We start from the raw sequence: 23,334 nt of genomic DNA, 5'->3' as shown, positions 1-23,334 counted from the left end.
CATGGCATCCATTCATGGTCACTTCACAAACAGGTTCCCAGTCGTGTTAAAGAATTCAGCTAAGACGGTATGAGTCATCAGGTTTCGAAGCTCTGGATATCGTTGAATTTGATCTCTGATTTCGTTCAAGCGAGCCATCGTAGGCACTTCGACAAAAACCATCATGTCCGTCTCACCGCTGATCGCATGACACCATTTTACGCCATCAATTTTGTATAACTCGTCCGCGTATGATTCGCAATAATACGTAGAGGTTGATTTATCGAACTTTAAGGCAAAATAGGCGCAAATCGAATCCCCACCCGAAGGCGCAATTTCAGCGTGATACCCTAGAATCACTTTGTCATGCTCTAGCTTACGAATACGGGCCGTTACCGCAGAACGAGAAAGGTTTACTTTATCCGCAATTTCAGTCACCGACAGCCGAGCGTTGTGCCTGAGCAGATCCACAATCTTATGATCAAACTTGTCCATACCGTTACCAAGCTTTCCTTATTTTTCTCATTCTATACCGATTCTAACTGCATAAGAAACCAACATTTTGTTGGAATTATTTAAAACAACCGTCATATTGACGGTTTAGTAAATCATTTTGTTATTAACATTTTGGATATGCTATTTGGTGGGCATGAGATGAGTGCTGTTATCCATTTCAACAGAAAATAGATAACACATTGAAATCAAATTCCCAACTTAAGTACTCAGCACATAAATAGCATCGCTTAAACACATAAAACGAAATAACCAGAAGCCACAAGCTTTTTCGTAATAAGCCTCATAACATTGGATGAATCAATTCGCATGGAAGAGCTCAAAAAAGACATTTCACTCACATCAGGTATCGCACAGTTATCCACCACATTAATGGGAACGGGGCTGTTTATGATCCCGGCTATCGCAGCAGGTATAGCTGGCCATTTTTCACTATGGGCTTGGATTTTATTGTTCATCGCGATTTGTCCTATTGCGCTGACTTTTGCTCAACTGGGTAAACGATACCCCAACGCGGGCGGAACAGCCTTTTTTGTACGCAAAGCCTTTAACGCCAAACTGGAAAGTAGTGTCGCTTGGCTATTTGTTAGTGTCATTCCGGTAGGGGTTCCGGCCGCGATTGCACTCGCCGCAGGCTTCCTACAACAAATATTGCCAGAGCCTATTAGCAACAATCTGTTTGCACAAGTTCTCACGGTAGTACTTCTTGTGTTCGTCAACTTGATGGGCACAAAATCATCAGGTCATTTACAAACTCTTATTGCTTTGAGTGTCTTCGCACTTGTTGGCGCATTTTTATGGAAAGGCGACGTTAACAACGCCGATCTTGTGATGCCCGCCATCACACAAGAGTCAATTTGGCCTATTACCGCAGCGTTAGGCGTGATGTTCTGGTGTTTTGTTGGCATAGAGGCTTTTGCCCATATGGGGGAAGAGTTCAAAAACCCTCAAAGAGATTTCCCTATTGCCATTGTGGTCGGTTGTTTTGTAGCAGGGGCTACCTATTGGGCATGCTCTGTCGTTATTTTAAAATTTGGCGCGTATGGTAACGCTCAATTTGATAACGCATCCATCCCCTGGCTTAGTGCCCAACTACTAGGCGATGGAGCCAAATGGATAATCAGCTTGATAGGTTTCTCCGCTTGTTTCGCGAGCGTAAACTTATACACACAGAGCCTAGCGCGAATGGTCTGGGCTCAAGCTCGTGAACATCGTCCTTCTAGTCCACTAGCCAAGATTTCGCGTCGTGGTGTCCCTTTCTCAGCCACCATATTAGTTGGCGGTATATTATTGATATCTTGTGTGATAGGAACCCTATCACAGCTCGATCTGGAGTTTTTCCTAAAACTCGCAAACAGTGTATTCGTTCTAGTTTACATGTTAGCGATGTTAGCCGCTTTTAAATTGCTTCGAGGATTTGGTAAAACACTTGCGGGACTGTCCCTACTGCTTTGTACCGGTGTTTTTATATGTTTAGGCTGGTCAATGTTTTATGCACTTGGCATTTTTACTCTACTTTTACTGCCTTGGAAACAGTGGCGACATAAGCGACAAACACGTGTAGTTGAATAGTCATCGCTTCCCATTTCGAAATATGTGAGCTAAACGTTGGATACCAGCGTCTATGTTCTCTAACGCGATATTGCCGTAACCAAGCACGGCACCATGCCAGTGACGTGCTTGAAAATCTGGGTGTTCATAATAGCTCAAAGGTCGCAAGATGATCCCTTCATGCTCTGCTAGTTTTATAAAACGCTGCTCATCCATACCGTCTTGCCATTTCAACGTAACATGAAGCCCCGCCGCTTGGCTAACGACGCAAACACGGTCGCCAAAATGCTGTTGAATGGATACATGCATCTGTTCATGCTTAGTTTTGTACAGTCGACGCATTTTTCGAATATGACGTAATAACCCACCTTCAGTAATAAAGTCTGCCAATGCTTCTTGTGTATGCGTCGGCGAATCACCACTTAACGCATCCTTAACCACTAAACATTGCTCTACTAAACGTTCAGGAACTACAAGGTAGCCAAGCCGCAATCCGTTAAACATCACTTTACTGAAGGAACCCACATACAACACACGATCATCTCGACCCATTTGAGCTGCTAGCCCCTGTAAGCTGGTATAGGGGCGATGAGCAAACTGGAATTCGCTGTCATAATCGTCCTCGATGATCCAACTTGATTGTTCGACCGCCCAGTTGATGATCTTTCCTCTTTGCTCGGTATTGAGTGTGGTGCCCATCGGATATTGATTACTTGGTGTAATATACAGCGCATCGGCATCGCTTGAGGTCACCGCTTCCACATCAAAACCTAATTTCTCTCTTACGAACAAAGGCTCAAATTGATAGTTTTGGAACTGAATCAACTTCCGCATTTGCGCATAACCTGGTTGCTCCATCAGAACCTTATCACCTTGTTTGAGCACTACCATCGTCGCAATTGACAACGCTTGCTGCGCCCCAGAGGTAATAATAATGCGCTCTGGAGAACAATTCACTGAACGGCTTGATGCGAGGTAGTCAGCTAAAGCACAGCGTAATGTCCAACTGCCCTGAATATCTTGATTCCCCAACAAGCAAGTACGAGACATATGGCGAGTGAGTAACTTTTGCCATTGCGCCATCGGAAATGCGTCCAAATCCGGCACACCCGGTGCAAATGCGCGGTTGATATCAAAGTGAGCTTTCGGTGATGAGTCTCTCTGAACTGAACTAGGTTCAGGCAAGTACTGCTCTGGCAGTTCTACGGCAACATAAAAACCAGAACCTTTTTGGCTGTTCAAGTACCCTTCCGCCACTAACTGTTCGTAGGCAGAAATCACTGTATTCCTACTTAGATTAAGCTCTTGTGAAAGCTTCCGCGTAGAAGGCAGCTTCCCATTCTTCATCCACAGTCCTTGAACAATTTTCTTGCGAATAGCAAAAAACAACGCTTGCTGACGCGTTCCATCACTGTCTTTTAAATGCAGGTCACCGATATCAATCAAAGACAAACTGGATCCATCCATTAGTTAAAAGTGGCTCTCTTTAAGCTACCAGTTAAACGCTACATTGCAATCAAAGAATGAGGATCAATCGCTCGTAATCGTGAGCAAACAAGGAGAGAAAATGCTATCCAACACCAATAGAACGGAAATTAAGAAAGGCGCACATAAAGCCGTCTCTGATGTTAGCAAACTGCACGCCATCATAGATGAAAGCCTAATCGCTCATATTGCGATAACCAACGAGTCAGGCCCTGTGGTCATCCCTATGCTGGCATGGCGTGTCGATGATTACGTGTATATCCATGGTGCCAACAACAGTCGACTGTTACGCTCACTCAAACAAGGAGTGCAAACGTGCTTAACCTTTACTTTGTTTGATGGTTGGGTATTGGCTCGAAGTGCGTTTCACCACAGTGCGCATTATCGCAGTGCTGTGGTCTTTGGCCAGTTTGAGGTGGTGGAAGATAACCAAGAGAAAGACAGGTTGCTGAATCACTTTATTGAACAGATCGCTCCGGGGAGAACAGAACAAGTCCGTTTGAGTAATGAAAAAGAACTCAAAGCCACCATGCTACTGCGTATCCCGCTCACGGAGGCATCAGTGAAAATCAGCAATTTTGGCGTCAACGACGATGCGGAAGACATGGACATCCCTGTTTGGGCAGGTGTCCTACCCTACCGAACCGTCGTAGGTCCACTGCAAGCTTGTGACGATTTGTATGAAGGTATCGCAGAGCCAGACTACCGCAGTGCCTACTCTAACCGTTGGCAGGAATAAGCACCGTAAAACGTGCGCCGCCTAAGTGACTCTCGCCGACAGAAAGCTCCCACCCCAGTTGCCGCGCAGCACTGGTAGCGATGGCAAGCCCTAAACCAAAGCCTTTCATGTCGGCGTTGCGGCTTTTGTCTAAGCGCGAAAATGGCATAAATACTTCTTCTCGCATCGCCTCAGGGATGCCCGGACCATCGTCCTCAATATCGATGCTCCAGCAATCCGCTACCGTTCGAATCGTCACCTCAACGCAGGACTCACCATAACGCTTGGCGTTTTGCAGTAAATTATCGAGGACAAGGTTACCCAAAGTAGGCTGAAAGTGAATCAATTGGTTCGCGAGTTCATTTTCTGCTCTCAACATGGCGGACTCTAAGCCTAGGTAATTCAAGCGGCTTTTACACCAAAGTGGCAGTTCCATGGTTTCAACAGAATCGATCCATGAGTGGTTTTTCACACTCAAGCGCGACAGCATGACGATGTCGGATGTTAAATCCGTCACTACATCAACGTATCGTTCAATATCGTCATGTAACTCTGCCTGCATTTCACCACTCGTTCGTCGAGCTAAATCCGTCGCTAGCTGAATACGACTCAGCGGAGTGCGCACTTCATGAGGAATAGCTTGAGTAAAGATGTGTGTTTGGCGCACTCGTCTCTCAATCTCTTCAGACATGCAGTTGAAGCCTTGGGCGAGCTCTTTCACGGGGTGCGAAAATTGCTTTAGATCGACTCGCGTATTCAACTCACCAGAACCAAATTGTTGTTGCGCAGCCGTTAGTTGCCGAATTTGGCGGTCAAGACGTCGTACAGGTATGTAAACCATAATGCCTAAACTGCATACAACAACCAAAAGCAGAGTAAGTATAAATACAATCTCAGAATCTTCATTCCAATCAACGTGTGGGCTAAAGAAATCCGTTTTTTCTTTGAAAACTAAACTCTTCGAAGTGTTAGGCAAAGGGAATACAGCAGCATAGGTACTGCCATCAATAAGATAAACAGGTATCCCTTGCATACGGTACAGCAGATTACAATCTCGACAAGGCGGTGATCCGTCCCAGTTTTCAACCAATGTTAAATCAAAGATAAAGAAATCTTGCTTGCCGTTTTCGGTTAACTTCTTGTAGAGAGAATCCGGAGTGCCTCGTTGCTCAATGTATTGATCGACAAAATAAGCACCGTCACTCAAAAAAACACCGACTTCTGTTTTGCGCATGTACTCTTCCCCCATAAAGAGAAACAAAGCAACAGTCAGCGCAAGGCCAGTTACTAACCCCACATATAGACGAGTAAACAGGGAGAACATGCGTCATTTACCTGTCAGCATGTAGCCGTGGTGACGTATGGTTTTAATGGTAGCCGTATGGATATGAGCCTTAGAGAATTTCTTCCTTAGTGAGGATATACGCATATCAATCGAACGATCAGTAATACAGTATTCAATGCCTCGGGCAAGACGGCAACATGATTCACGAGATACTGGCTTATCGATATTCAGCATCAGGAGCTCTAAAATTTCAAACTCAGAACTCGTTAAACCAATATCTTTTTGCAAATAAAATGCCTGGGAGCGACGAAGACAAAGACTAATGCCATATCGGCTCAGCTTTTCTTCTTCAACGATATCAACTTGACGACAATAGCGACGCAACGCTGCTTCAATACGGGCGAGCAAAATATTACCTTTTATCGGTTTGGTAAGGTAATCATCAGCACCGAACTTAAATAAGCTCACCTCGCTCATTTCATCATCGGTCGCAGTCAAAACAATGATAATACCATGATAAAACTTACGCGCCTCTTGGCATATTTCTGCGCCATTTTTTCCTGGTAACATCAAATCTAACAGCACTAGGTCCGGCTTGAGCCCCTTAATCGTTTCTAATGCATTTTGACCGTTATCGATGACAGTTACCGTATATCCTTCGGCTTCGAGGTACATTTTGGTTAATCGAGCAATCTCTGAGTCGTCTTCTACCAGTAAGATTGTATTACCCACCATGAATCATTTACTCCACCAATATGATGGAGGGAGTATATCGCTCGTCCTATACTGCGCAACCTACTTAAATGATAATTTTAATAAAACGCAGGCTTACATACGCTTACAAACCATACATATACGATAATCCTAATCATTCTATACCCCTAAAACCATGCAATAACCTGAGGTTTTATTCATTATCAGAATATAGCTTCACATAGAAAATAAAATTCGGAATAAAAATCCACTATATTTTTAAATATATCGAATAATAGGTCTTACCAAAAAACAATATCAACATATATGACTTAGTTTGCTTATATAGACAGGACTTTATGTTGCTTCTAAGTTTCCTGCTCTAATAAAGTCTACGAGTAACATGAAATGAGATATTCCAAATTAACACCTTTAGCCATATTTTGCGCGATAAGTCTAACTGCTTGTGGCGGCAGTGAATCTAATTCGAAACCATCGACAACGACACCTCCAACACCACCAATGCCTACATTGAGCACTGTCACAATCCCAACTGTCGTTTCTACAGAGTTTCCGGCCAAGTTAAAAGTGGCTGCTGATTCGGGCTTCACCCACTATGTGAAAATCTCCCTTTCCGAAGCAAACAACAACGATACATTTCACATTGTGGCTGTTGATGACGGTGCGAATAATGAAAAAATCTTTCGTGCAGCCAAAATCATCCAACACCTTCTCACAAACCAACCAGACTCTAAGTACGGTGCTGACAAGTCTCGTATCGCTAAGACATTAGCCGAGCGTGATGCCACACTAATGCTGACCGAAAACGACGAACAGAATGATGAGATGTTAACCAAAATCTTTATCAACGAACTGATTCGCCAAGGCAAATTGAACGATGCAGTTACAAGCTCGGGCTTAGCACACTCTTTTGATACGAGTTCTCTAGAAAAGTTTGTTGTAAGCATGATGGTACTTAACGAAGATGATATGGATACACTTGTCACATCTATCGCGTCAACATTAGTAACTAGTAAAGAAACACCAAACTGGCTAAGGAATAGCCAATCTTTAATGTATCGAGAACTGACAGTTGAAGGCGATTGCCATTACATGAGTAATTTTGCCGATTACTGCGCCAATCTTGGTAAAAAAGCCGAACGAGACGCCGCTTTTGAAGAAATTTTACACTTGGTCCAAGCGCAAGGTATTGCACCTAACACGGCGACTGCGGCACTGCAAAATGACATTCAAGCTCATGCGTTAAGCATCTATAACGATATTCAATCGGGCAAACCGACGGTGTGGCGCCCTACTCAGTATGACTGGGACGATTGGAAATCGGACGACTTCGATCCTGAAAGTGTGAAACAAACGGGCCCTTCATATTCTCACGAATATTTTGCTGCCGCTTTTGAAGCTTACATGGGTGTAGCAAAAGCAAACGGACATGGTTTAGATGGCTACCAAGCGTTAACGCGTGAAGAAATGCAAACCCAAGATCCACAAGCCGTTGATTGGATCAGTGGCTTATTCCACGGATACTTGCAATATACCGCGAATATCGACTCTGCGGGCGTCAAGCTCTACACAGAAAAGACAAGTCCAGGCACAGTACCTACCTTCCGTATGGCTCCCAACAAAGACGGTTTGATAGAAGCGTACACCTACAAATCTCAGTGGCTAACAAAAGTGAAGATCATTGGCGGCGACGCGATGAATGTGATCGGTAATGATCAAAACAATACTTTTGAAGGCAACAGCAAAGACAACAGCATTTATGGTGAAGGCGGTATCAACACCTATATCGTGCCACACAAACTGGCGGAATGTACTGTTATCAAAGCAAAGAGCGTTTCTGTTGAGTGCCCGAGTACAGGCACTGACGAGTTGTACGACATTCAGAACATCCAATTCACCGACCAAACCCTAGATGTAACCAAGCTATAAACAATGAAAAACATGAAGAAACTTATTCTATTCGCTCCCTTGCTCCTTGTTGGTTGTGGTGGCCTAGCCGTCATGGATCGTACTGATGCCGTAAAAGCACAACCAGAAATGCTGATCAAAACCGACGGTGATTTTTGGGGATTCGGTGCAGATGGCCATTTTGATTTTGCTGGTAAGTACAAAGGCAAGTATTCACGCAGTGCTTCTAACTCAAGTTGGTTTAACCGTATCTCTTTCAAAGAAGGTTCAATGGGCGCAGAAGTGACTCGTATCGACAGCGGGGAAACTTGGCTTTTGAACTGCACCGGAGGCGGTATGTCGGTTAACTACATGGGCGTCGATTTTGGTGGGAATGATCCTTACACCTGTGACATTACTCAAGATGGTAAAAAAGTCGGTGAGTTTGCGATGGAGCCAAAATCGGCTCTCATCGACATCAGCTTTGAGAAAAAAGAGACAGGCGTAGTGCGTATTGGTAGCACCCACTTTAATGTAGAAACTGTACATACTAGTCCTGACGCCATGATGGCGGTAGACATTCCATTGGGTTATAGCTTTAAGGAGGGCACACAAGAAATTGCCGCAGTGCAGACGAACGGTACCATTGCGGTACAGATGCTCCCTGAACTTAGCGAACAAAAAAAGGATGTAATTGCCATCGGCGCTGTTGCAAGTGCACTAAGTTGGCGTCCTAAGAAATAGCCACCACATAAAACGACACAAAAAAACAAAGCCCTCTACTTTTTTGAGGGCTTTTATTGCTTGTACTCATAGAGATAAGTGGAGCACTACTTCTCTAATCTTCCCGTATACTGCTTGGGCGTTAATCCACGATGTTTCTTAAACATACGATTGAAGCTCGCCACATTGGTGTAACCAAGGCGCGTGGCAATGTCATCAATACTCACGCGCTTACTCAACAAACCAGCTGCAATATTACTCAATACATAGCCAGAAACCGTCGAAAAATTGAGCCCTAATTTATGCAAACGACGTTGAAACTGCTGTTCAGATAAATCAAGCAGAGAAGAAACGCGCTCTAACGTTGGCAATCCATAATGGCTGCTGTAATTCACCACTTCATAAATCACTTTCAACTCATCTTCTGGGTCGGGCATATTAAGCAAATCATCCAAATCGGAAAAACTCATCGCTAGACGGTTGTCTTCTCGATGGCTCACTTGGCGAGAAGCTAGTCGGTCATCTCCTGGGATCCATATCTCTGTTTTTGGCTGACTCCATTCCACCTCGCAGCCGAAATATTCCCGGTATCGCTCAGTATTTTTTCTCGAGCCTGAAACCTTGACACGTAAAGGCTGGTAATCTTTGCCAAGAAATTCGCGTAACACCTTAATCATAAATACCACACAGCGGATACTATCGTGCACCTTTACTGACGTTTCGATAAACGGGTTGTGGTAAGTCCATTTGATGATTTTACCCGACTGTTCGCCAGCAAAAAACGCCCCTGATTGTAGGTTGCTCACACCATAATTCACTCGCCGAATGGTACTGGCTAAATCATTGCCGGAGAATAACCAGCGTCCCACTGGCCCTAGCTTTTGCAGTTCAATACCTCGGCTGAGACTCAACACCACATCCGGGTCACCACTGGCTTGTTCAACACAACGGTACCATTCCGCAACGGCTTTTAGCGGGATCAGTGTCATTGGGTTACGAAACACCGATGCTGGGATCCCTAACTCATCCGAGTCCAAATTGTATTTAGATAACGCGAGGTTATGCATGTTTAGAATGCCCATCGCGCGAATAAACCGAACCGTTTTCATAACCAATCACATCAAATTTAATCCTGTAGTGATTGAATCTGTCACAAAGAAAGCCGCAAATCAAATTCAGATCACAATACGCCAACAGTTTGATAGAGGAGCGTTTAATGAGTTTACTGAGTGTCCCATTTGTCGGTACAGGCGCAGATACAGCGTTACATGTTGTTGCTGCTGTCGTTTTAATCGCGAGTGTCGCGGGCGCGTGTTACGGCTTTTGGAAAATCCATGAATTACCTATCAATAAAGCACACAGCAAAGATCATCATCAGATAGGGCTCATCACTGCGCTGACCTGGATAGGGTTTATCTGGCACTGGGTTTGGGTGCTAGCCGTGATCTTTGCATTTGTTGATATGGAAAAAGCCATCATCAATCTGCGTGATACATGGAAAAGTAAACCGCAAACAGAAACACAGCCAAAAGAGGAAGCATAATGTTAGAAGGTTTAGCGGTATGGGCACTCTTCATCTATCTGTTGCGTTTGGTTGGCATGCCTTGGAACAAAGCAACCAAATCGTTCGCTTATCTTGGCGGCTTGGGTTGGCTAATGTTCGTCTGGGTAGGTTTGATTAACTTCACCCCGATGGATTTATCCGGCGGTTCTGTCGTGCAGTCACCACACATCCAATTGCGTCCAGATTCAACCAATGTAAAAGGTAAAGTTGACCACATTTACATTGAGCCGAATCAGCAAGTTAAAGAAGGTCAGCTCATTTATGAACTTGACCCAACGCAATACAAAATCGCATTAAATCAAGCGAACGTATCCGCTGATTCTGCTCGCGTTGCATTAGCTACAGCAAAAGGCGACATCGAGATTGAAGAAGCTAACCACGAAGCGCTAGTGCAAGATCTAGAAACATCAAAGAGCCAGTTGGAAGCGGCGAAAGTTGACTACAAATTGCAGAAAAAAATGCTAGATCGTTATGTTGAGCAAAACCGAGTAGTGCACAACACCATCACGGAAAGCGATATCGACAAACAATCGAGTGCGGTTGATATGGCACGTCACAACGTGTTGACCCTTGAGTCTCAAATCAAGAAGAAACAAGTCGATATTTCCCGTGCAAAACTGGCGATTCATAAAGCGGAACTTGCAGTTGAAACTAAACAAGCCGAACTGCGCCAAGCTGAAGAGCAAATTGCAAAAGCGCAATGGGATTTGAATAGCACAAAAGTTCATGCCCCAACAGATGGCTTTGTCACCAACTTTATCCTGCGTGAAGGTCAGCGTGTATCGATGATGCCGCGTATCAACATGTACACTAACGAGAAGTACGTGCTGATGCGAGTCAACCACCAGGCGATTCGTAACATCAAACCGGGTCAGCCAGCGGAATTCTCTTCGTCCGTTTACCCAGGTAAGATCTTCTCAGCGACCGTCGAAGGCATTGTTGAAGCAACAGGTGAGTCACAAGGTAATCTACTGGGTTTCGATGATTCCGTACGTGTCACCACTGGAAAGAACTTACAGAACAAACACCACTTTGTTCGTCTTAAGATTGATGAGCCAGAAGGCTACGACATCCCTGTTGGCTCTGTTGGCCTCGCATGGGTCAGCGGTGAAAAACCGATAGGCTTTATGGCCTTCTTAGATGTGATTCGCGGGATCATCATCCGAATGAAGTCTCAACTGTACTTCTTCTACTCTATCTAAACTCGCAAACCGCCAGTTACGCTGGCGGTTTTCTTTTCATTTGTATCCAAACATATCCTTTTCCCGTATAACAATTAGTTAGTAAATAGCGGAGAAGATTCATGTCGGCAAAGGAAAGAAGCCTACCTACCCATCGCATCTCAAGATTCAGCAAGTTCGCTTCACTTGCTACCCGTGTCGCAGGCAATGTGATTGCAGAAGGCACGAAGCAGATAGCCAAAGGCAACAAACCAAAAGCGAAAGACCTCTTGCTGACGCCACAGAACATCGCGCGTTTAACCGACCAACTTGCTCATCTACGTGGCGCTGCAATGAAGCTTGGACAAATGCTATCAATGGATGCTGGTGATGTTTTAGAACCTCAACTCGCCGATATTCTTTCCCGTCTTCGTTCCAACGCAGACCCAATGCCTGCAAAACAACTCAACGCAGTAATGGAAAGTTCGCTAGGAACGAATTGGAAAGCTGAGTTTCTGTCATTTAACTTCAAACCAATCGCCAGTGCATCAATAGGACAAGTGCACCAAGCCTACAGCGATGCGGGCGATAACCTAGCCGTCAAAGTGCAATATCCGGGCATACGGAAAAGTATCGATAGCGACGTCGATAATGTCGGTACACTGCTCAAGGTCGTTGGGTTGATTCCCGAGTCTGTCGACTACAAAGGATTGCTCGAAGAAGCGAAAAAGCAGCTACATGACGAGGCCGATTACGCACGAGAGGCACAATTTGCCATTCGTTATCATGACGCTTTGAAGGAGCACCCTCATTTTGTGGTGCCCAAGATTCATACTGAAAGTTGCTCAGACTCCGTTCTCGCGATGGAATTCATTGATGGCAGTCCGATTGAGCAAATCGAACATTATGATCAGAGTACGCGAGATTTTGTCATGCACAGCCTACTCGAATTACTGTTTCGAGAGCTGTTCGAATTTAAGATGGTACAAACCGACCCAAATTTCGCCAACTACTTATATATCGAAAACACTCGTCAAATCGGCTTGCTAGATTTCGGGGCCACTCGCGAGTACAGCGAGCGGTTCAGCACTGGTTATCGCCAAGCTTTCGCATCTGTCGTTAACAATGACGAACAAGGCTTGAATGATGCGCTTGAACAAATAGGCTTCTTCAGCCAAACCATCCTTCCAGACCAACGCCAAGCGATTCTCGATCTAGTGAAAATGGCATGTGAACCTATGTTGGTCGATGAGCCCTATGATTTCAAAGCCAGCGGCTTAGCACAAAAGCTTCGCGAGGCTGGCACCATTCTAAGCATGGAGCAAGAATACTGGCATACTCCACCAGCAGATGCCCTATTTTTACACAGAAAAATCGGCGGAATGTACTTGCTGGCAGCCCGTATTGGCGCAAAAGTGAACATTCGCCAATTGGTACAGCCATATCTCACCATCAACAGCGAATAGCCTATTGTTTTTCTGTTACTTTCAAGTACCTTGAGCAAGGTTAAGATGCATAGTTGTGCATCTCAATAACATGCCATACTTCCATAAAACGAATTAACTATCGGGGTACTCGGTGAGCAAGTTTCAAGATCTCTCCACTCTAATCCAGCAAATTGGCCAAGCCGAAGAAGCGGATCAAGTCGCAACGCTCAATGAATCTATTGAAGCGGGCCTCGAGCCCGGCGCGGTTGCCCTGATTCTAGAAGCATTTCCAATCGACGATCGTGTTCGCTTATGGCGAGCTTTACCACTAGAGCTACATATCGACGTGTTAACGGAAATGCGTGCGGACGTACGTTTCTCTATCATCAATGCGTTATCTGAAGTCGAGCTAAAGCTCACTCTCGCTAAACTCGACAACTTGTCGCTCATCGAATGGGCCGATTCGTTGCCAGAGTCGATCATCAACGAAGCGCTCTCGTTGATAGAAAAAGATGAGTTGGAACTTTACGATCAAGCAAACGAGTATGCTGATGAAGAACTCGGCCACTGGGCTGAACGTAAGATCATCACCCTGCCCTTCAACATTACGATTGGGACAGCTAAGCAGTTAATGGAGCGCTATAGCTACGACACGCCTCAACAGGTGTATCTGATTAATCGTAATAAACAGTATCGTGGAACGGTCAACTACTTCGATATCTTACGTGGTGACCCCGATACTCGCTTAAAAACACTCGTTATTGAGGCTGTGACGGTTCTAGACAGTAAAATGATGCTTCCTGAAGCGGTAGAGGCATTAGAACACAGCACACTGCCCGCTCTCCCTGTAACTGATGCAGACCAAACACTGATCGGTGAAGTCGATTGGCAGTTTGCATTGAGTACACAGCGTGAAATCTACGAAGCACGTTTGATGGCCGGTACAGGTATGGATGAAGGCGATGACTTGTTTGCGCCAGTATTAAAAAGCTCGCAAAAGCGCGGGGTTTGGTTAGGCATCAATTTGCTTACTGCTATTTTGGCGTCTGTCACTATCGGACTGTTTGAAGATGTAATTGCTCAGGTAGTGGCTTTGGCGGTGCTCATGCCAATTGTTGCATCCATGGGGGGCATTGCTGGCAGCCAAACGCTCACTCTAATGATTCGTGCGATGGCGCTTAATCAGATCACCCCAGGTAACCGCTTCAAGCTTTTGAAAAATGAGTTGGGTATTGGCTCTCTGAACGGCATTGCTTGGGCGTTAATCATCGGCGGGCTCGCCGGATTGTGGTTTCAATCTCCGGTTCTAGGGGGAACCATCGCGCTGGCCATTATCGTCAATATTATTACCGCAGCTTTATTTGGTGTGCTGATTCCCATTATTCTGGATAAGTTTAAATTGGACCCCGCTTTGGCTGGCTCGGTGATTCTAACAACAGTGACAGATGTAGTCGGTTTTTTCGCCTTTTTAGGAACGGCGAGTTTAGTCATGCTTTAAAAGGTTCATTGTTTATTAATCAATCATTAGCATAATAGAGTCAAATTGCATAACGCAATTGCAAATTGCAAACAAACTCAGACTTTAAGCAACGCATGTCACAGAAACTACGTATTTTAGGGCGTATTAAAGTTGGCACAGTAACTGCATCATATAAATCGACCCTTCTTAAGCCGAGGGTCACCTAGCCAACTGACGTTGTTAGTGAACTTGATTTTGTTCACATGTATATAAGCCAATCGCACTCTTTGCGGTTGGCTATTTTTTTATGTGGCTATTGCCCTCTTATCCTCTGACCGAGCTCGGTTGTACTTTTCTTGCCCACAACAGATTGTTTACTGTTTATAAAATTCAAATATTAGCCCACTAAACCATTAGAAATGCCAGCTTCAACAAAAATAAATCACCTACATAAAATAAAACCAAGAAAATATACCCAAGAAAAGAACAAATAACGTCCAAATCAAAAACCTCATCATGAAAACGTTTTCTTTTCATAGAAATCGACTGAACAATTCAGAGTTATAGATAAATTCAATCCATAAAAACAAATAGCAATTCAAAACATTAACTTCACATAGAAAATCTGTCTATAAATCATAGAAAACACGTAAAACCAAACTTTTAACTTTTATAATTTAGAAATCAAACTATTGTTATTAAAAGAAAAAATACACAACAAAAACCAAGCAAACGTTTAAATTGCAATTTCATCATTGACTATTAAATTTACATCACGATAATACGCGCCGTTTGCCTGAAATCAGGTGCTATAATTTAATGTTTCAATGTGCGGAGGCAATAATGGCTGGAGACAATAATTACAGTCTTGGACCAGTTCCCAACACGGCCAGAAAAGGCGTGGCATCACTTACAATGGTGATGTTAGGACTCACTTTTTTCTCCGCAAGTATGTGGACTGGGGGTTCTCTCGGTACTGGGCTCTCCTTTAATGATTTTTTCCTCGCTGTTCTCATCGGTAACCTAATCCTCGGTATTTACACTTCTTTCCTCGGTTACATCGGCGCTTCTACTGGTCTCTCTACCCACCTTCTTGCTCGTTTCTCTTTTGGCTCTAAAGGCTCTTGGCTTCCTTCTGCTCTTCTTGGCGGAACTCAAGTTGGGTGGTTTGGAGTTGGTGTCGCGATGTTTGCGATTCCGGTGCATAAAGCAACGGGCATCGATACCAATACTTTGATCCTTGTCTCCGGTTTGCTCATGACCGCGACCGTTTACTTTGGAATCTCAGCACTGATGGTGCTGTCAGCAATCGCCGTTCCCGCGATTGCACTACTTGGCGGCTACTCTGTCATCGAGGCAGTAAAGAGCGTTGGCGGTATTGGCGAACTACAACAAGTTCAACCAAGCGAGCCACTCGATTTTTCAATAGCACTCGCGATGGTTGTCGGCTCTTTTGTTAGTGCAGGTACGTTAACGGCGGATTTCGTACGCTTTGGCAAAAAGCCGCGCAGCGCCGTGATGATCACCATGGTGGCATTTTTCATCGGTAACTCGTTAATGTTTATCTTTGGCGCGGCAGGTGCGTCGGTGACGGGTCAATCAGACATCTCTGAAGTGATGATCGCGCAAGGTCTTCTTATTCCAGCTATCATCGTTCTTGGCTTGAACATCTGGACGACCAACGACAACGCGCTCTACGCATCGGGTCTTGGATTTTCCAACATCACAGGCTTACCAAGTAAATACATCTCAATGGCGAACGGTCTTGTTGGCACACTTTGCGCTCTCTGGCTCTACAATAACTTTGTTGGCTGGCTGACCTTCTTATCGTTGGCAATTCCACCGATTGGCGGCGTGATCATCGCTGACTTCTTCACGAACCGTAAACGCTACGCAAACTTTGAAGCCGCCCAATTCCAAAACGTTAACTGGGCTGGCATTATCGCTGTCGTGATTGGCGTTGGTGCGGGACACTTCCTGCCTGGCGTAGTGCCGATTAACGCTGTACTTGGCGGCGCAATTAGCTTCCTGATTCTTAATCCTATTCTTAACAAAAAAGCACTGGCTACACAGCCAGCGTAAGGAACCATCATGACAACACTACTGATCAAAAACGTAACGCTAAAAGGACAAGAAGGTCTGCAGCAAATTTTGATTGAAGATGGTCAATTCAAGCGCATTGAAAGCAACGATGTGGAGCTTAGTCATAACGGTGACATCATCGATGCTGAAGGCGGTATGGCGGTTGCGCCTTTCTGCGAGCCACACATTCACTTAGATACAACTCAAACCGCAGGCGAGCCTAGCTGGAACATCTCTGGCACATTGTTTGAGGGTATTGAACGTTGGGCTGAGCGCAAAGAAATGCTGTCGATTGAAGACGTGAAAGCGCGCGCAAAACAAACCTTAAAATGGCAGATAGCAAACGGCGTACAACACGTTCGTACCCACGTCGATGTTTCAGACCCTACCCTAATTGCCCTAAAAGCGATGGTAGAAGTGCGTGAAGAGATGAAAGAGTGGGTAGATATCCAAATCGTCGCCTTCCCGCAGGAAGGAATTCTCTCTTACCCAAATGGCAAAGAGCTGCTAGAAGAAGCCGTCAAATTAGGTGCGGACGTGATTGGCGCGATTCCACACTTTGAATTCACACGCGAATATGGCATTGAATCGCTGCACTACGTGTTCGAATTAGCGCAAAAATACGACCGTCTGATCGACGTGCATTGTGATGAAATCGATGACGAACAATCTCGCTTCGTTGAAACACTGGCAGCATTAGCGCACAAGTTTGATATGGGGAATAAAGTCACGGCCAGTCACACCACAGCGATGGGTTCCTACAACGGTGCATACGCATCTTGCCTGTTCCGTTTATTACGCATGTCCGGTATCAACTTCGTGGCAAATCCATTGGTGAACATTCACCTACAAGGCCGTTTTGATGATTATCCAAAACGTCGCGGCGTAACACGAGTGAAAGAGATGCTGAATGCCAACATCAACGTCTGCTTTGGACACGATGATGTATTTGACCCTTGGTACCCACTAGGCACTGCAAACATGCTGCAAGTGCTGCATATGGGTCTGCACGTGTGTCAGGTGATGGGTTACGACCAAATCAACAACTCACTGGATCTGATCAGCAACAATTCAGCACGTACACTGAACATTCAAGATAAGCACGGCATTGAAGAAGGCAAACCAGGTAGTTTACTGATTCTTCCCGCAGAAAATGGTTTTGACGCAGTACGTCGCCAAGTGCCGGTTCGCTACTCTGTTCGTCACGGTAAAGTGATTGCAGAAACACAGCCTGCGACAACTCATATTCATCTTGAACAAGCAGAGCAAGTAACGTTCAAACGCTAAAAAGATCGGCGAAAAGAAAAAGGCCTGACGACATCGTCAGGCCTTTTTTCTACTGGTAAACATCACTGCTCGCTCTGTCTATTCTTGTCTCATAAACCGCTGAACACATTGAAAGGCCATATAAAACGGCTCAGTACCAAACGTTGCACAAGGTTCTGGTGGCTGAATCTCAATTACACCATCGCACTTGGAAATTATTCTAAGCGTTGGGCATACTTCTGACTTCATTTTAGTTGTAGATATGAACCATGACGTCATTAAGCCAGATAGAACCGCAATTTTTGGAATTTATGCAGCAAGAGATGCAAGTGGATGCAGCTCATGATCTTAAACACGTAAAACGCGTGGTCAAAACAGCGAAACAGCTCTGCAAAGAAGAAAATGCAGACATCGCGATTGTATTACCGGCTGCCTATTTGCATGATTGCTTTACTTATCCGAAAGATCACCCAAATCGCAAAGAGAGCTCAATCATCGCAGCCCAAAAAGCGGTCGCATTTTTAGAGAGTATCGATTATCCGCAGCAATATCATGATGCCATTGCTCATGCGATAGAGGCACACAGCTTTAGCGCAAACATCAGGCCAAATACGTTGGAAGCCAAAATCGTCCAAGATGCCGACCGTCTGGACGCTTTAGGCGCAATTGGCGTGACGCGATGCATTCAAGTCAGCACTCAATTTAACGCGCAACTATACAACGACAGCGATATATTTGCCGAAGAGCGTGAACTTAACGATAAACAATTCACTCTGGATCACTTTCAAACCAAGTTATTCAAAATCGCTGAAACCATGAACACAGAGTCAGCAAGACGCGAAGCGCAAAAACGCAAAACCTTTATGCAAACGTACCTAGAGCAGTTACACGACGAGGTAACAGCGTAAATGTCAGAGAGCTATACGTTAATTAAAGAGCTTAAACGCCAACTAAAGTTAGCTGGGCTGCATTATGCCGATGTTGCACAACACCTTGATTTAAGTGAAGGAAGCGTCAAACGTTTACTCGCTGAAGGTCAACACATTAGTCTTGAACGCTTAGAACGAATTTGCCAATTGATTGGTTTAGAAATGGCGGAACTGTTTAAGCTCGCGGCTGCGCACAATAAAGGTCTAGAGTCGCTAACATTAGAGCAAGAAAAGCAGTTGGTAGACGATAAAGCCCTGCTACTCGTGGCGATCTGTGTTGTAAATGGCTATCAGTTTGAACAAATCGTTCAGCAATACACCTTCAATGAGTTGGAACTGGTGCAAAAGCTTGCTCATTTGGATCGGCTGAACATCATCGACTTGCAGCCAAATAACAAAATTCGTTTGCGTATATCTCCGACATTTAAGTGGCAGATGGGCGGCCCTATTCAACGGTTCTTCCAACAGCAAGTTCAAGACGCCTTTTTCCAAAGCTACTTTTCGGGTGAAGATGAACAGTTGTCCATGGCAACAGGATTGATGAGCGTACCAACCAACAAGAAGCTGCAACAGAAACTGCAAAAGGTCATCGATGAGTTTTATCAGGCTTGCCAAAATGATAGCTCTCTCGATATGGACGAAAAGCACGGCACCTCTCTGATTATTGCGATGCGTCGTTGGACGTTCCCTTTGTTTGAACCATGGGAAAGAAAACCTGCTCAGAAGTCTCGGAATTAGTAACTCAATAAACGAATGGAAATGAAAGTAACGAATTTCGTTACTTTTGGTGGCATACAACGTCACTTGAAAGAGAAAGCTGGTTTAATCGTTCATTGAGCATAAAGTGCTCCCATCTCATTCGACTTTGTTTAATCGGGGCCCGTATGTTTTTCTCAAAACGCTTTTTTCCTTACTTTGTGACGCAATGCCTTGGCGCACTCAATGACAACATCTACAAAAACGTTCTGTTATTGATGGTGACATACAGCCAAATTGATAACCTACCAATATCCGTCAATCTATTCGTTAATTTGGCGGCAGGCTTATTCATCCTACCTTTCTTTCTATTCTCAGCGCATGCTGGTGCCGTCGCTGACAGCATGGACAAAGCCAAATTAATCCGACGTCTAAAGCTCATCGAGCTGGCTATCATGTCTTGCGCAGCAACCGCTATTGCCACCCAAAGTGCCATGCTGATGCAGGTTCTGCTGTTTATGACAGGCACTCAATCGGCCTATTTTGGTCCCGTGAAATACGCCTTGTTACCACAAGCGCTCAAACCAAATGAGCTTGTTAGAGGAAATGCTTGGGTTGAAATGGGCACGTTTCTTTCGATTCTTATAGGTACGCTTAGCGCAGGCCTGCTGCTAGCCATTCCTAATGGTACCTTGATTGCTTCTTGTACCGTGATTGCCTTGTCTTTGCTTGGGTTCATGAGCAGCGTGAATATTCCAACGATGCCTAGCCAATCGAATGACAAAGCGAAATTTGAACCGATTTCTGGTTTAAAGAACACGTTAAAAGTGGCAAAAAAACAGAGAGGCATCTGGATGTCTATTCTTGCCATCAGTTGGTTCTGGTTCATGGGTGCGACTTACCTAACTCAATTCCCTAACTTCGCACGCGAACATTTGTTCGCAGATAGCACTGTCGTTTCTTTGCTGTTGGCATTGTTTTCCATTGGTATCGCTACAGGCTCTTGGTTGTGTGAAAAACTTTCTTTCAACCACGTTGAGCTTGGTATTTTGCCATTCGGTATCCTTGGACTGACAGTGTTTGGCGTCGACTTGCTATGGGCAGTCCCAAGTTATCTATCACTTCCGGTGCACTTTTATGATGTGCAAAACTTCGTTGCTGAATCAAAACATCTACGCGTCATGATTGACCTGTTCCTTGTTGGTGTAAGCGGCGGTGTCTTTATTGTTCCTCTTTATGCGTTCATCCAATCGCGTTCAAACAAAGGGGAGTGTGCACGTGCCATTGCTGCTAACAACATCATGAATGCGTTGTTTATGGTGGTGTCTGCTTTGGTTTCGATCGTTGTACTCAGCGTACTAGAGCTTTCTATTGTGGAACTGTTTGCCATGATGGCAATAGGTAACTTTTTCGTGGCGATCTATGTCTATCGCCAAGTACCGGAATTTACACAACGCTTTATCAGTTATTTACTCAGCCATTGTATGTATCGTGTGTCCGTAAAGGGGCGCCAACATATTCTTGAACAAGGTGCTGCGTTAATCGTGGCTAACCATGTTAGCTATGTCGATGCATTGATTTTGATGGGAACCTCTACTCGCCCGGTTCGTTTTGTGATGGACAAGTCCATCAGCGAGCTACCTGTTCTTAAATATGTATTCCGTCATGCCGGTGTTATCCCGATCTGTTCTCCACGTAAGTGTGCCGACACTTACCGACGAGCATTTGAACAGATTGAACAAGCACTTAACGACGGTGAGGTTGTCTGTATCTTCCCTGAGGGTCGTTTAACGTCTAACGGTCAATTGGGTGAGTTTCGCCCTGGTGTAGAAAAAATCCTTGAACGTAACCCTGTTCCTGTCATCCCTATGGCGTTAAAAGGGCTTTGGGGTTCTTTTTTCAGCCACAAAGGCGGACATGCTCTCACAAAACGACCGACTCGTTTTTGGTCAAAAGTGGATGTTGTTATCGGTGAAGTGTTAAGTCCTGCGTCTTTAAATCGTCATCAATTGCAACAACAAGTACAGGATTTACTGGGCTGAGTCGCTTGCTACAGCAGTCAAACTTTGCAGCAAAACGTAAATATGCACCACAAAGCACAAGTAGTTTCTTGTCAATTAGAGTAGGATATCTACGACGTCATAAATCTAGGAGGTATTATGAAAATCATCATCTTACATGGTCTTTATATGCATGGGCTGGTCATGCAGCCTCTTAGCCAAAAGCTGAGAAAACTCGGATACGAAACGCAAGTACTCAGCTATAACACTGTTGCTATCGATGAGTCTTCACTGTTTGATTCTATTGATCATTCGCTTAATCCACTGACCACAAACGTGCTCGTGGGACACAGCTTGGGAGGCTTGATGATTAAGCGCTATCTCGCCAACAGAAAACCGAGCACTAACTTAATCTCTCATGTTGTCGCTATCGGTTCGCCTCTGAAAGGCGCGTCCATTGTAGGTCGAATTCAAGATCTCGGATTGGGTGCAATTTTAGGCAATTCGCCACACCACGGATTAAACAAACATGATGACGCTTGGGATTTCCCTCAAAAACTCGGCAGTATCGCAGGAACGATGCCGATTGGCGCTCGCCCATTGTTGATCCGTAATGACAACACCATGTCGGACGGTACCGTTACCGTAGAAGAGACAAGACTGGACGGTATGCAAGATCATATCGAAGTGAAGCAAACGCATACGAGCCTGATTTACAACACCTTCGTGCCGCAGCAGATTGATCACTTTATTCGCACAGATTATTTCCGTCGATAGCACACTTTTCCATCATACAGATGGAATCGACTTTCCAAGCTATTCAGTTCGCAGTACTATCCTAGCTCCACTTCTTCACAACTTGGATGAAGTGGTACATTTTTAATTGTTCTCAGGGCGGGGCGAAATTCCCCACCGGCGGTATACTTTTTCAAGTGAGCCCGCGAGCGCTCGATTCGTCGAGGTCAGCAGATCTGGTGAGATGCCAGAGCCGACGGTTATAGTCCGGATGAAAGAGAATAAGAATACACCAGCATAGCGAGTCAGATCGCTAAGAATGCTGGTGCACTTCTTTTTGATCGTATTTTACGGCGATCTCTCATACCGCCCTGATTCTGGTGAAATTTAGGAGTTAACCATGAATCAGTCATCACTACTTGCCGAATTCGGCGACCCAATTACTCGCGTTGAAAACGCACTTATCGCTTTAAAAGAAGGCCGTGGCGTACTGCTTCTTGATGATGAAGATCGCGAAAACGAAGGCGATATCATTTATTCAGTCGAGCACCTCACTAACGAGCAAATGGCATTGATGATCCGCGAATGTAGCGGCATCGTTTGTTTGTGCTTAACAGATGCTCAAGCAGACAAACTGGAACTGCCTCCAATGGTGGTAAACAACAACAGCGCAAACCAAACCGCATTTACGGTTTCTATTGAAGCGAAAGTTGGTGTAACAACGGGTGTTTCAGCAGCAGACCGCGTAACGACCATTAAAACGGCGGCAAACCCGCACGCAAAACCGGAAGATCTTGCTCGCCCGGGTCACGTATTCCCTCTGCGCGCACGTCCAGGTGGTGTAATGACTCGCCGTGGTCACACAGAAGGTACGATTGATCTGATGCAAATGGCAGGGCTTCAACCCGCTGGCGTACTGTGTGAAGTGACCAATCCAGATGGCACGATGGCAAAGGCACCGGAGATCGTAGCATTCGGTCGCCTGCACAACATGCCGGTACTGACGATTGAAGACATGGTAATGTACCTGAACCAGTTCGAGTTGAAACTGGCATAGTCAGATCTCAGCTCTTGAAAAAGCCGCGCATTTGTGCGGCTTTTTTGATCGATCCTCTTTGCACTTAAGTAGTTATACTTATTGAAAACAAGGGGAACAACACC

General features: G+C 45.0%; 20 protein-coding genes and 1 riboswitch. Of the genes, 15 read left to right on the top strand and 5 right to left on the bottom strand.

Annotated elements, in window-relative coordinates:
- Positions 1–18 precede the first annotated feature (18 nt).
- Complete coding sequence (locus R7R24_RS00555) at positions 19–474, bottom strand: Lrp/AsnC family transcriptional regulator (protein ID WP_005373615.1); 456 nt, start codon at positions 472–474, stop codon at positions 19–21.
- Between the two features lie 327 nt (positions 475–801).
- Between R7R24_RS00555 and yjeH the strand changes: the two genes are divergently transcribed.
- Positions 802–2,064 (top strand): L-methionine/branched-chain amino acid transporter, encoded by a 1,263-nt coding sequence (gene yjeH, locus R7R24_RS00550; protein WP_005373616.1) that lies wholly within the window; start codon positions 802–804, stop codon positions 2,062–2,064.
- Here yjeH and R7R24_RS00545 read toward each other — a convergent pair whose 3' ends face one another.
- Complete coding sequence (locus tag R7R24_RS00545) at positions 2,065–3,510, bottom strand: PLP-dependent aminotransferase family protein (RefSeq protein WP_054577760.1); 1,446 nt, start codon at positions 3,508–3,510, stop codon at positions 2,065–2,067.
- A gap of 100 nt (positions 3,511–3,610) precedes the next feature.
- Here R7R24_RS00545 and R7R24_RS00540 point away from each other — a divergent pair, with 100 nt between their 5' ends.
- Positions 3,611–4,267 carry a pyridoxamine 5'-phosphate oxidase family protein gene (locus R7R24_RS00540; protein WP_005385609.1) on the top strand — a complete coding sequence of 219 codons (657 nt, stop codon included), beginning with the start codon at positions 3,611–3,613 and terminating at the stop codon, positions 4,265–4,267.
- Here R7R24_RS00540 and R7R24_RS00535 read toward each other — a convergent pair.
- Positions 4,248–5,570, bottom strand: a complete 1,323-nt coding sequence (locus R7R24_RS00535) for an ATP-binding protein (protein WP_054577759.1) — start codon at positions 5,568–5,570, stop codon at positions 4,248–4,250. The genes R7R24_RS00540 and R7R24_RS00535 overlap by 20 nt on opposite strands.
- A gap of 3 nt (positions 5,571–5,573) precedes the next feature.
- The gene (locus R7R24_RS00530) at positions 5,574–6,266 is read right to left on the bottom strand and encodes a response regulator transcription factor (protein WP_054577758.1); all 693 of its coding nucleotides are present in this window, start codon (positions 6,264–6,266) and stop codon (positions 5,574–5,576) included.
- A 366-nt stretch (positions 6,267–6,632) separates the two neighbouring features.
- On the opposite strand from R7R24_RS00530, the gene R7R24_RS00525 reads away from it, so the two are divergent.
- Positions 6,633–8,174: a hypothetical protein gene (locus R7R24_RS00525; RefSeq protein ID WP_031777160.1), complete on the top strand. Its 1,542-nt coding sequence runs from the start codon at positions 6,633–6,635 to the stop codon at positions 8,172–8,174.
- A 12-nt stretch (positions 8,175–8,186) separates the two neighbouring features.
- Positions 8,187–8,876: a hypothetical protein gene (locus R7R24_RS00520; protein WP_080276951.1), complete on the top strand. Its 690-nt coding sequence runs from the start codon at positions 8,187–8,189 to the stop codon at positions 8,874–8,876.
- An 86-nt stretch (positions 8,877–8,962) separates the two neighbouring features.
- Here the strand turns inward: R7R24_RS00520 and R7R24_RS00515 are convergent, their stop codons facing one another.
- Positions 8,963–9,964: an AraC family transcriptional regulator gene (locus R7R24_RS00515; protein ID WP_054577757.1), complete on the bottom strand. Its 1,002-nt coding sequence runs from the start codon at positions 9,962–9,964 to the stop codon at positions 8,963–8,965.
- Between the two features lie 107 nt (positions 9,965–10,071).
- On the opposite strand from R7R24_RS00515, the gene R7R24_RS00510 reads away from it, so the two are divergent.
- The 11 genes from R7R24_RS00510 to ribB all read left to right on the top strand — a co-directional run bounded on the left by R7R24_RS00510 (position 10,072) and on the right by ribB (position 23,230).
- Positions 10,072–10,398 carry an MFS transporter gene (locus R7R24_RS00510; RefSeq protein ID WP_054577756.1) on the top strand — a complete coding sequence of 109 codons (327 nt, stop codon included), beginning with the start codon at positions 10,072–10,074 and terminating at the stop codon, positions 10,396–10,398.
- Positions 10,398–11,621, top strand: a complete 1,224-nt coding sequence (locus R7R24_RS00505) for an HlyD family secretion protein (RefSeq protein ID WP_054577755.1) — start codon at positions 10,398–10,400, stop codon at positions 11,619–11,621. Before R7R24_RS00510 ends, R7R24_RS00505 begins: the two co-directional genes overlap by 1 nt.
- Before the next feature lie 101 nt (positions 11,622–11,722).
- Positions 11,723–13,045, top strand: coding sequence for an ABC1 kinase family protein (locus R7R24_RS00500; protein WP_054577754.1), 1,323 nt, complete (start codon positions 11,723–11,725; stop codon positions 13,043–13,045).
- A gap of 112 nt (positions 13,046–13,157) precedes the next feature.
- A complete protein-coding gene (locus tag R7R24_RS00495; RefSeq protein ID WP_005373641.1) occupies positions 13,158–14,504 on the top strand; it encodes a magnesium transporter in 1,347 nt (448 codons plus the stop codon).
- 804 nt (positions 14,505–15,308) lie between these two features.
- Positions 15,309–16,547: a cytosine permease gene (gene codB / locus R7R24_RS00490; RefSeq protein ID WP_017819866.1), complete on the top strand. Its 1,239-nt coding sequence runs from the start codon at positions 15,309–15,311 to the stop codon at positions 16,545–16,547.
- Between the two features lie 9 nt (positions 16,548–16,556).
- On the top strand, positions 16,557–17,834 hold the full coding sequence (locus tag R7R24_RS00485; protein WP_054577753.1) for a cytosine deaminase: 1,278 nt from the start codon (positions 16,557–16,559) through the stop codon (positions 17,832–17,834).
- Between the two features lie 248 nt (positions 17,835–18,082).
- Positions 18,083–18,721 carry an HD domain-containing protein gene (locus R7R24_RS00480; protein WP_054577752.1) on the top strand — a complete coding sequence of 213 codons (639 nt, stop codon included), beginning with the start codon at positions 18,083–18,085 and terminating at the stop codon, positions 18,719–18,721.
- Positions 18,722–19,480, top strand: a complete 759-nt coding sequence (locus R7R24_RS00475; protein ID WP_054577751.1) for a helix-turn-helix domain-containing protein — start codon at positions 18,722–18,724, stop codon at positions 19,478–19,480.
- Positions 19,481–19,626: 146 nt separating this feature from the next.
- On the top strand, positions 19,627–21,480 hold the full coding sequence (locus R7R24_RS00470; protein ID WP_206946584.1) for an MFS transporter: 1,854 nt from the start codon (positions 19,627–19,629) through the stop codon (positions 21,478–21,480).
- Between the two features lie 117 nt (positions 21,481–21,597).
- A complete protein-coding gene (locus tag R7R24_RS00465) occupies positions 21,598–22,215 on the top strand; it encodes a hypothetical protein (RefSeq protein ID WP_005373653.1) in 618 nt (205 codons plus the stop codon).
- Positions 22,216–22,319: 104 nt separating this feature from the next.
- Positions 22,320–22,460, top strand: a riboswitch (FMN riboswitch).
- A gap of 113 nt (positions 22,461–22,573) precedes the next feature.
- On the top strand, positions 22,574–23,230 hold the full coding sequence (ribB, locus tag R7R24_RS00460; RefSeq protein WP_005373655.1) for a 3,4-dihydroxy-2-butanone-4-phosphate synthase: 657 nt from the start codon (positions 22,574–22,576) through the stop codon (positions 23,228–23,230).
- The last annotated feature ends 104 nt before the right edge of the window (positions 23,231–23,334 follow it).

This window comes from Vibrio sp. 704 (genome assembly GCF_033339295.1).
The sequence above is the reverse complement of the archived record's forward strand: the minus strand, read 5'-3'. Positions and strand labels throughout refer to the sequence as shown.

What these genes read in the sequence shown, in the direction of transcription:
- R7R24_RS00545 (WP_054577760.1), bottom strand. Translation starts at nt 3,510, where the DNA reads ATGGATGGATCCAGTTTGTCTTTGATTGATATCGGTGACCTGCATTTA.
- yjeH (WP_005373616.1), top strand. Translation starts at nt 802, where the DNA reads ATGGAAGAGCTCAAAAAAGACATTTCACTCACATCAGGTATCGCACAG.
- R7R24_RS00535 (WP_054577759.1), bottom strand. Translation starts at nt 5,570, where the DNA reads ATGTTCTCCCTGTTTACTCGTCTATATGTGGGGTTAGTAACTGGCCTT.
- R7R24_RS00475 (WP_054577751.1), top strand. Translation starts at nt 18,722, where the DNA reads ATGTCAGAGAGCTATACGTTAATTAAAGAGCTTAAACGCCAACTAAAG.
- R7R24_RS00515 (WP_054577757.1), bottom strand. Translation starts at nt 9,964, where the DNA reads ATGAAAACGGTTCGGTTTATTCGCGCGATGGGCATTCTAAACATGCAT.
- R7R24_RS00465 (WP_005373653.1), top strand. Translation starts at nt 21,598, where the DNA reads ATGAAAATCATCATCTTACATGGTCTTTATATGCATGGGCTGGTCATG.
- R7R24_RS00525 (WP_031777160.1), top strand. Translation starts at nt 6,633, where the DNA reads ATGAGATATTCCAAATTAACACCTTTAGCCATATTTTGCGCGATAAGT.
- R7R24_RS00470 (WP_206946584.1), top strand. Translation starts at nt 19,627, where the DNA reads ATGTTTTTCTCAAAACGCTTTTTTCCTTACTTTGTGACGCAATGCCTT.
- R7R24_RS00500 (WP_054577754.1), top strand. Translation starts at nt 11,723, where the DNA reads ATGTCGGCAAAGGAAAGAAGCCTACCTACCCATCGCATCTCAAGATTC.
- R7R24_RS00485 (WP_054577753.1), top strand. Translation starts at nt 16,557, where the DNA reads ATGACAACACTACTGATCAAAAACGTAACGCTAAAAGGACAAGAAGGT.
- R7R24_RS00505 (WP_054577755.1), top strand. Translation starts at nt 10,398, where the DNA reads ATGTTAGAAGGTTTAGCGGTATGGGCACTCTTCATCTATCTGTTGCGT.
- R7R24_RS00480 (WP_054577752.1), top strand. Translation starts at nt 18,083, where the DNA reads ATGACGTCATTAAGCCAGATAGAACCGCAATTTTTGGAATTTATGCAG.
- R7R24_RS00520 (WP_080276951.1), top strand. Translation starts at nt 8,187, where the DNA reads ATGAAGAAACTTATTCTATTCGCTCCCTTGCTCCTTGTTGGTTGTGGT.
- R7R24_RS00540 (WP_005385609.1), top strand. Translation starts at nt 3,611, where the DNA reads ATGCTATCCAACACCAATAGAACGGAAATTAAGAAAGGCGCACATAAA.
- R7R24_RS00510 (WP_054577756.1), top strand. Translation starts at nt 10,072, where the DNA reads ATGAGTTTACTGAGTGTCCCATTTGTCGGTACAGGCGCAGATACAGCG.
- ribB (WP_005373655.1), top strand. Translation starts at nt 22,574, where the DNA reads ATGAATCAGTCATCACTACTTGCCGAATTCGGCGACCCAATTACTCGC.
- codB (WP_017819866.1), top strand. Translation starts at nt 15,309, where the DNA reads ATGGCTGGAGACAATAATTACAGTCTTGGACCAGTTCCCAACACGGCC.
- R7R24_RS00530 (WP_054577758.1), bottom strand. Translation starts at nt 6,266, where the DNA reads ATGGTGGGTAATACAATCTTACTGGTAGAAGACGACTCAGAGATTGCT.
- R7R24_RS00555 (WP_005373615.1), bottom strand. Translation starts at nt 474, where the DNA reads ATGGACAAGTTTGATCATAAGATTGTGGATCTGCTCAGGCACAACGCT.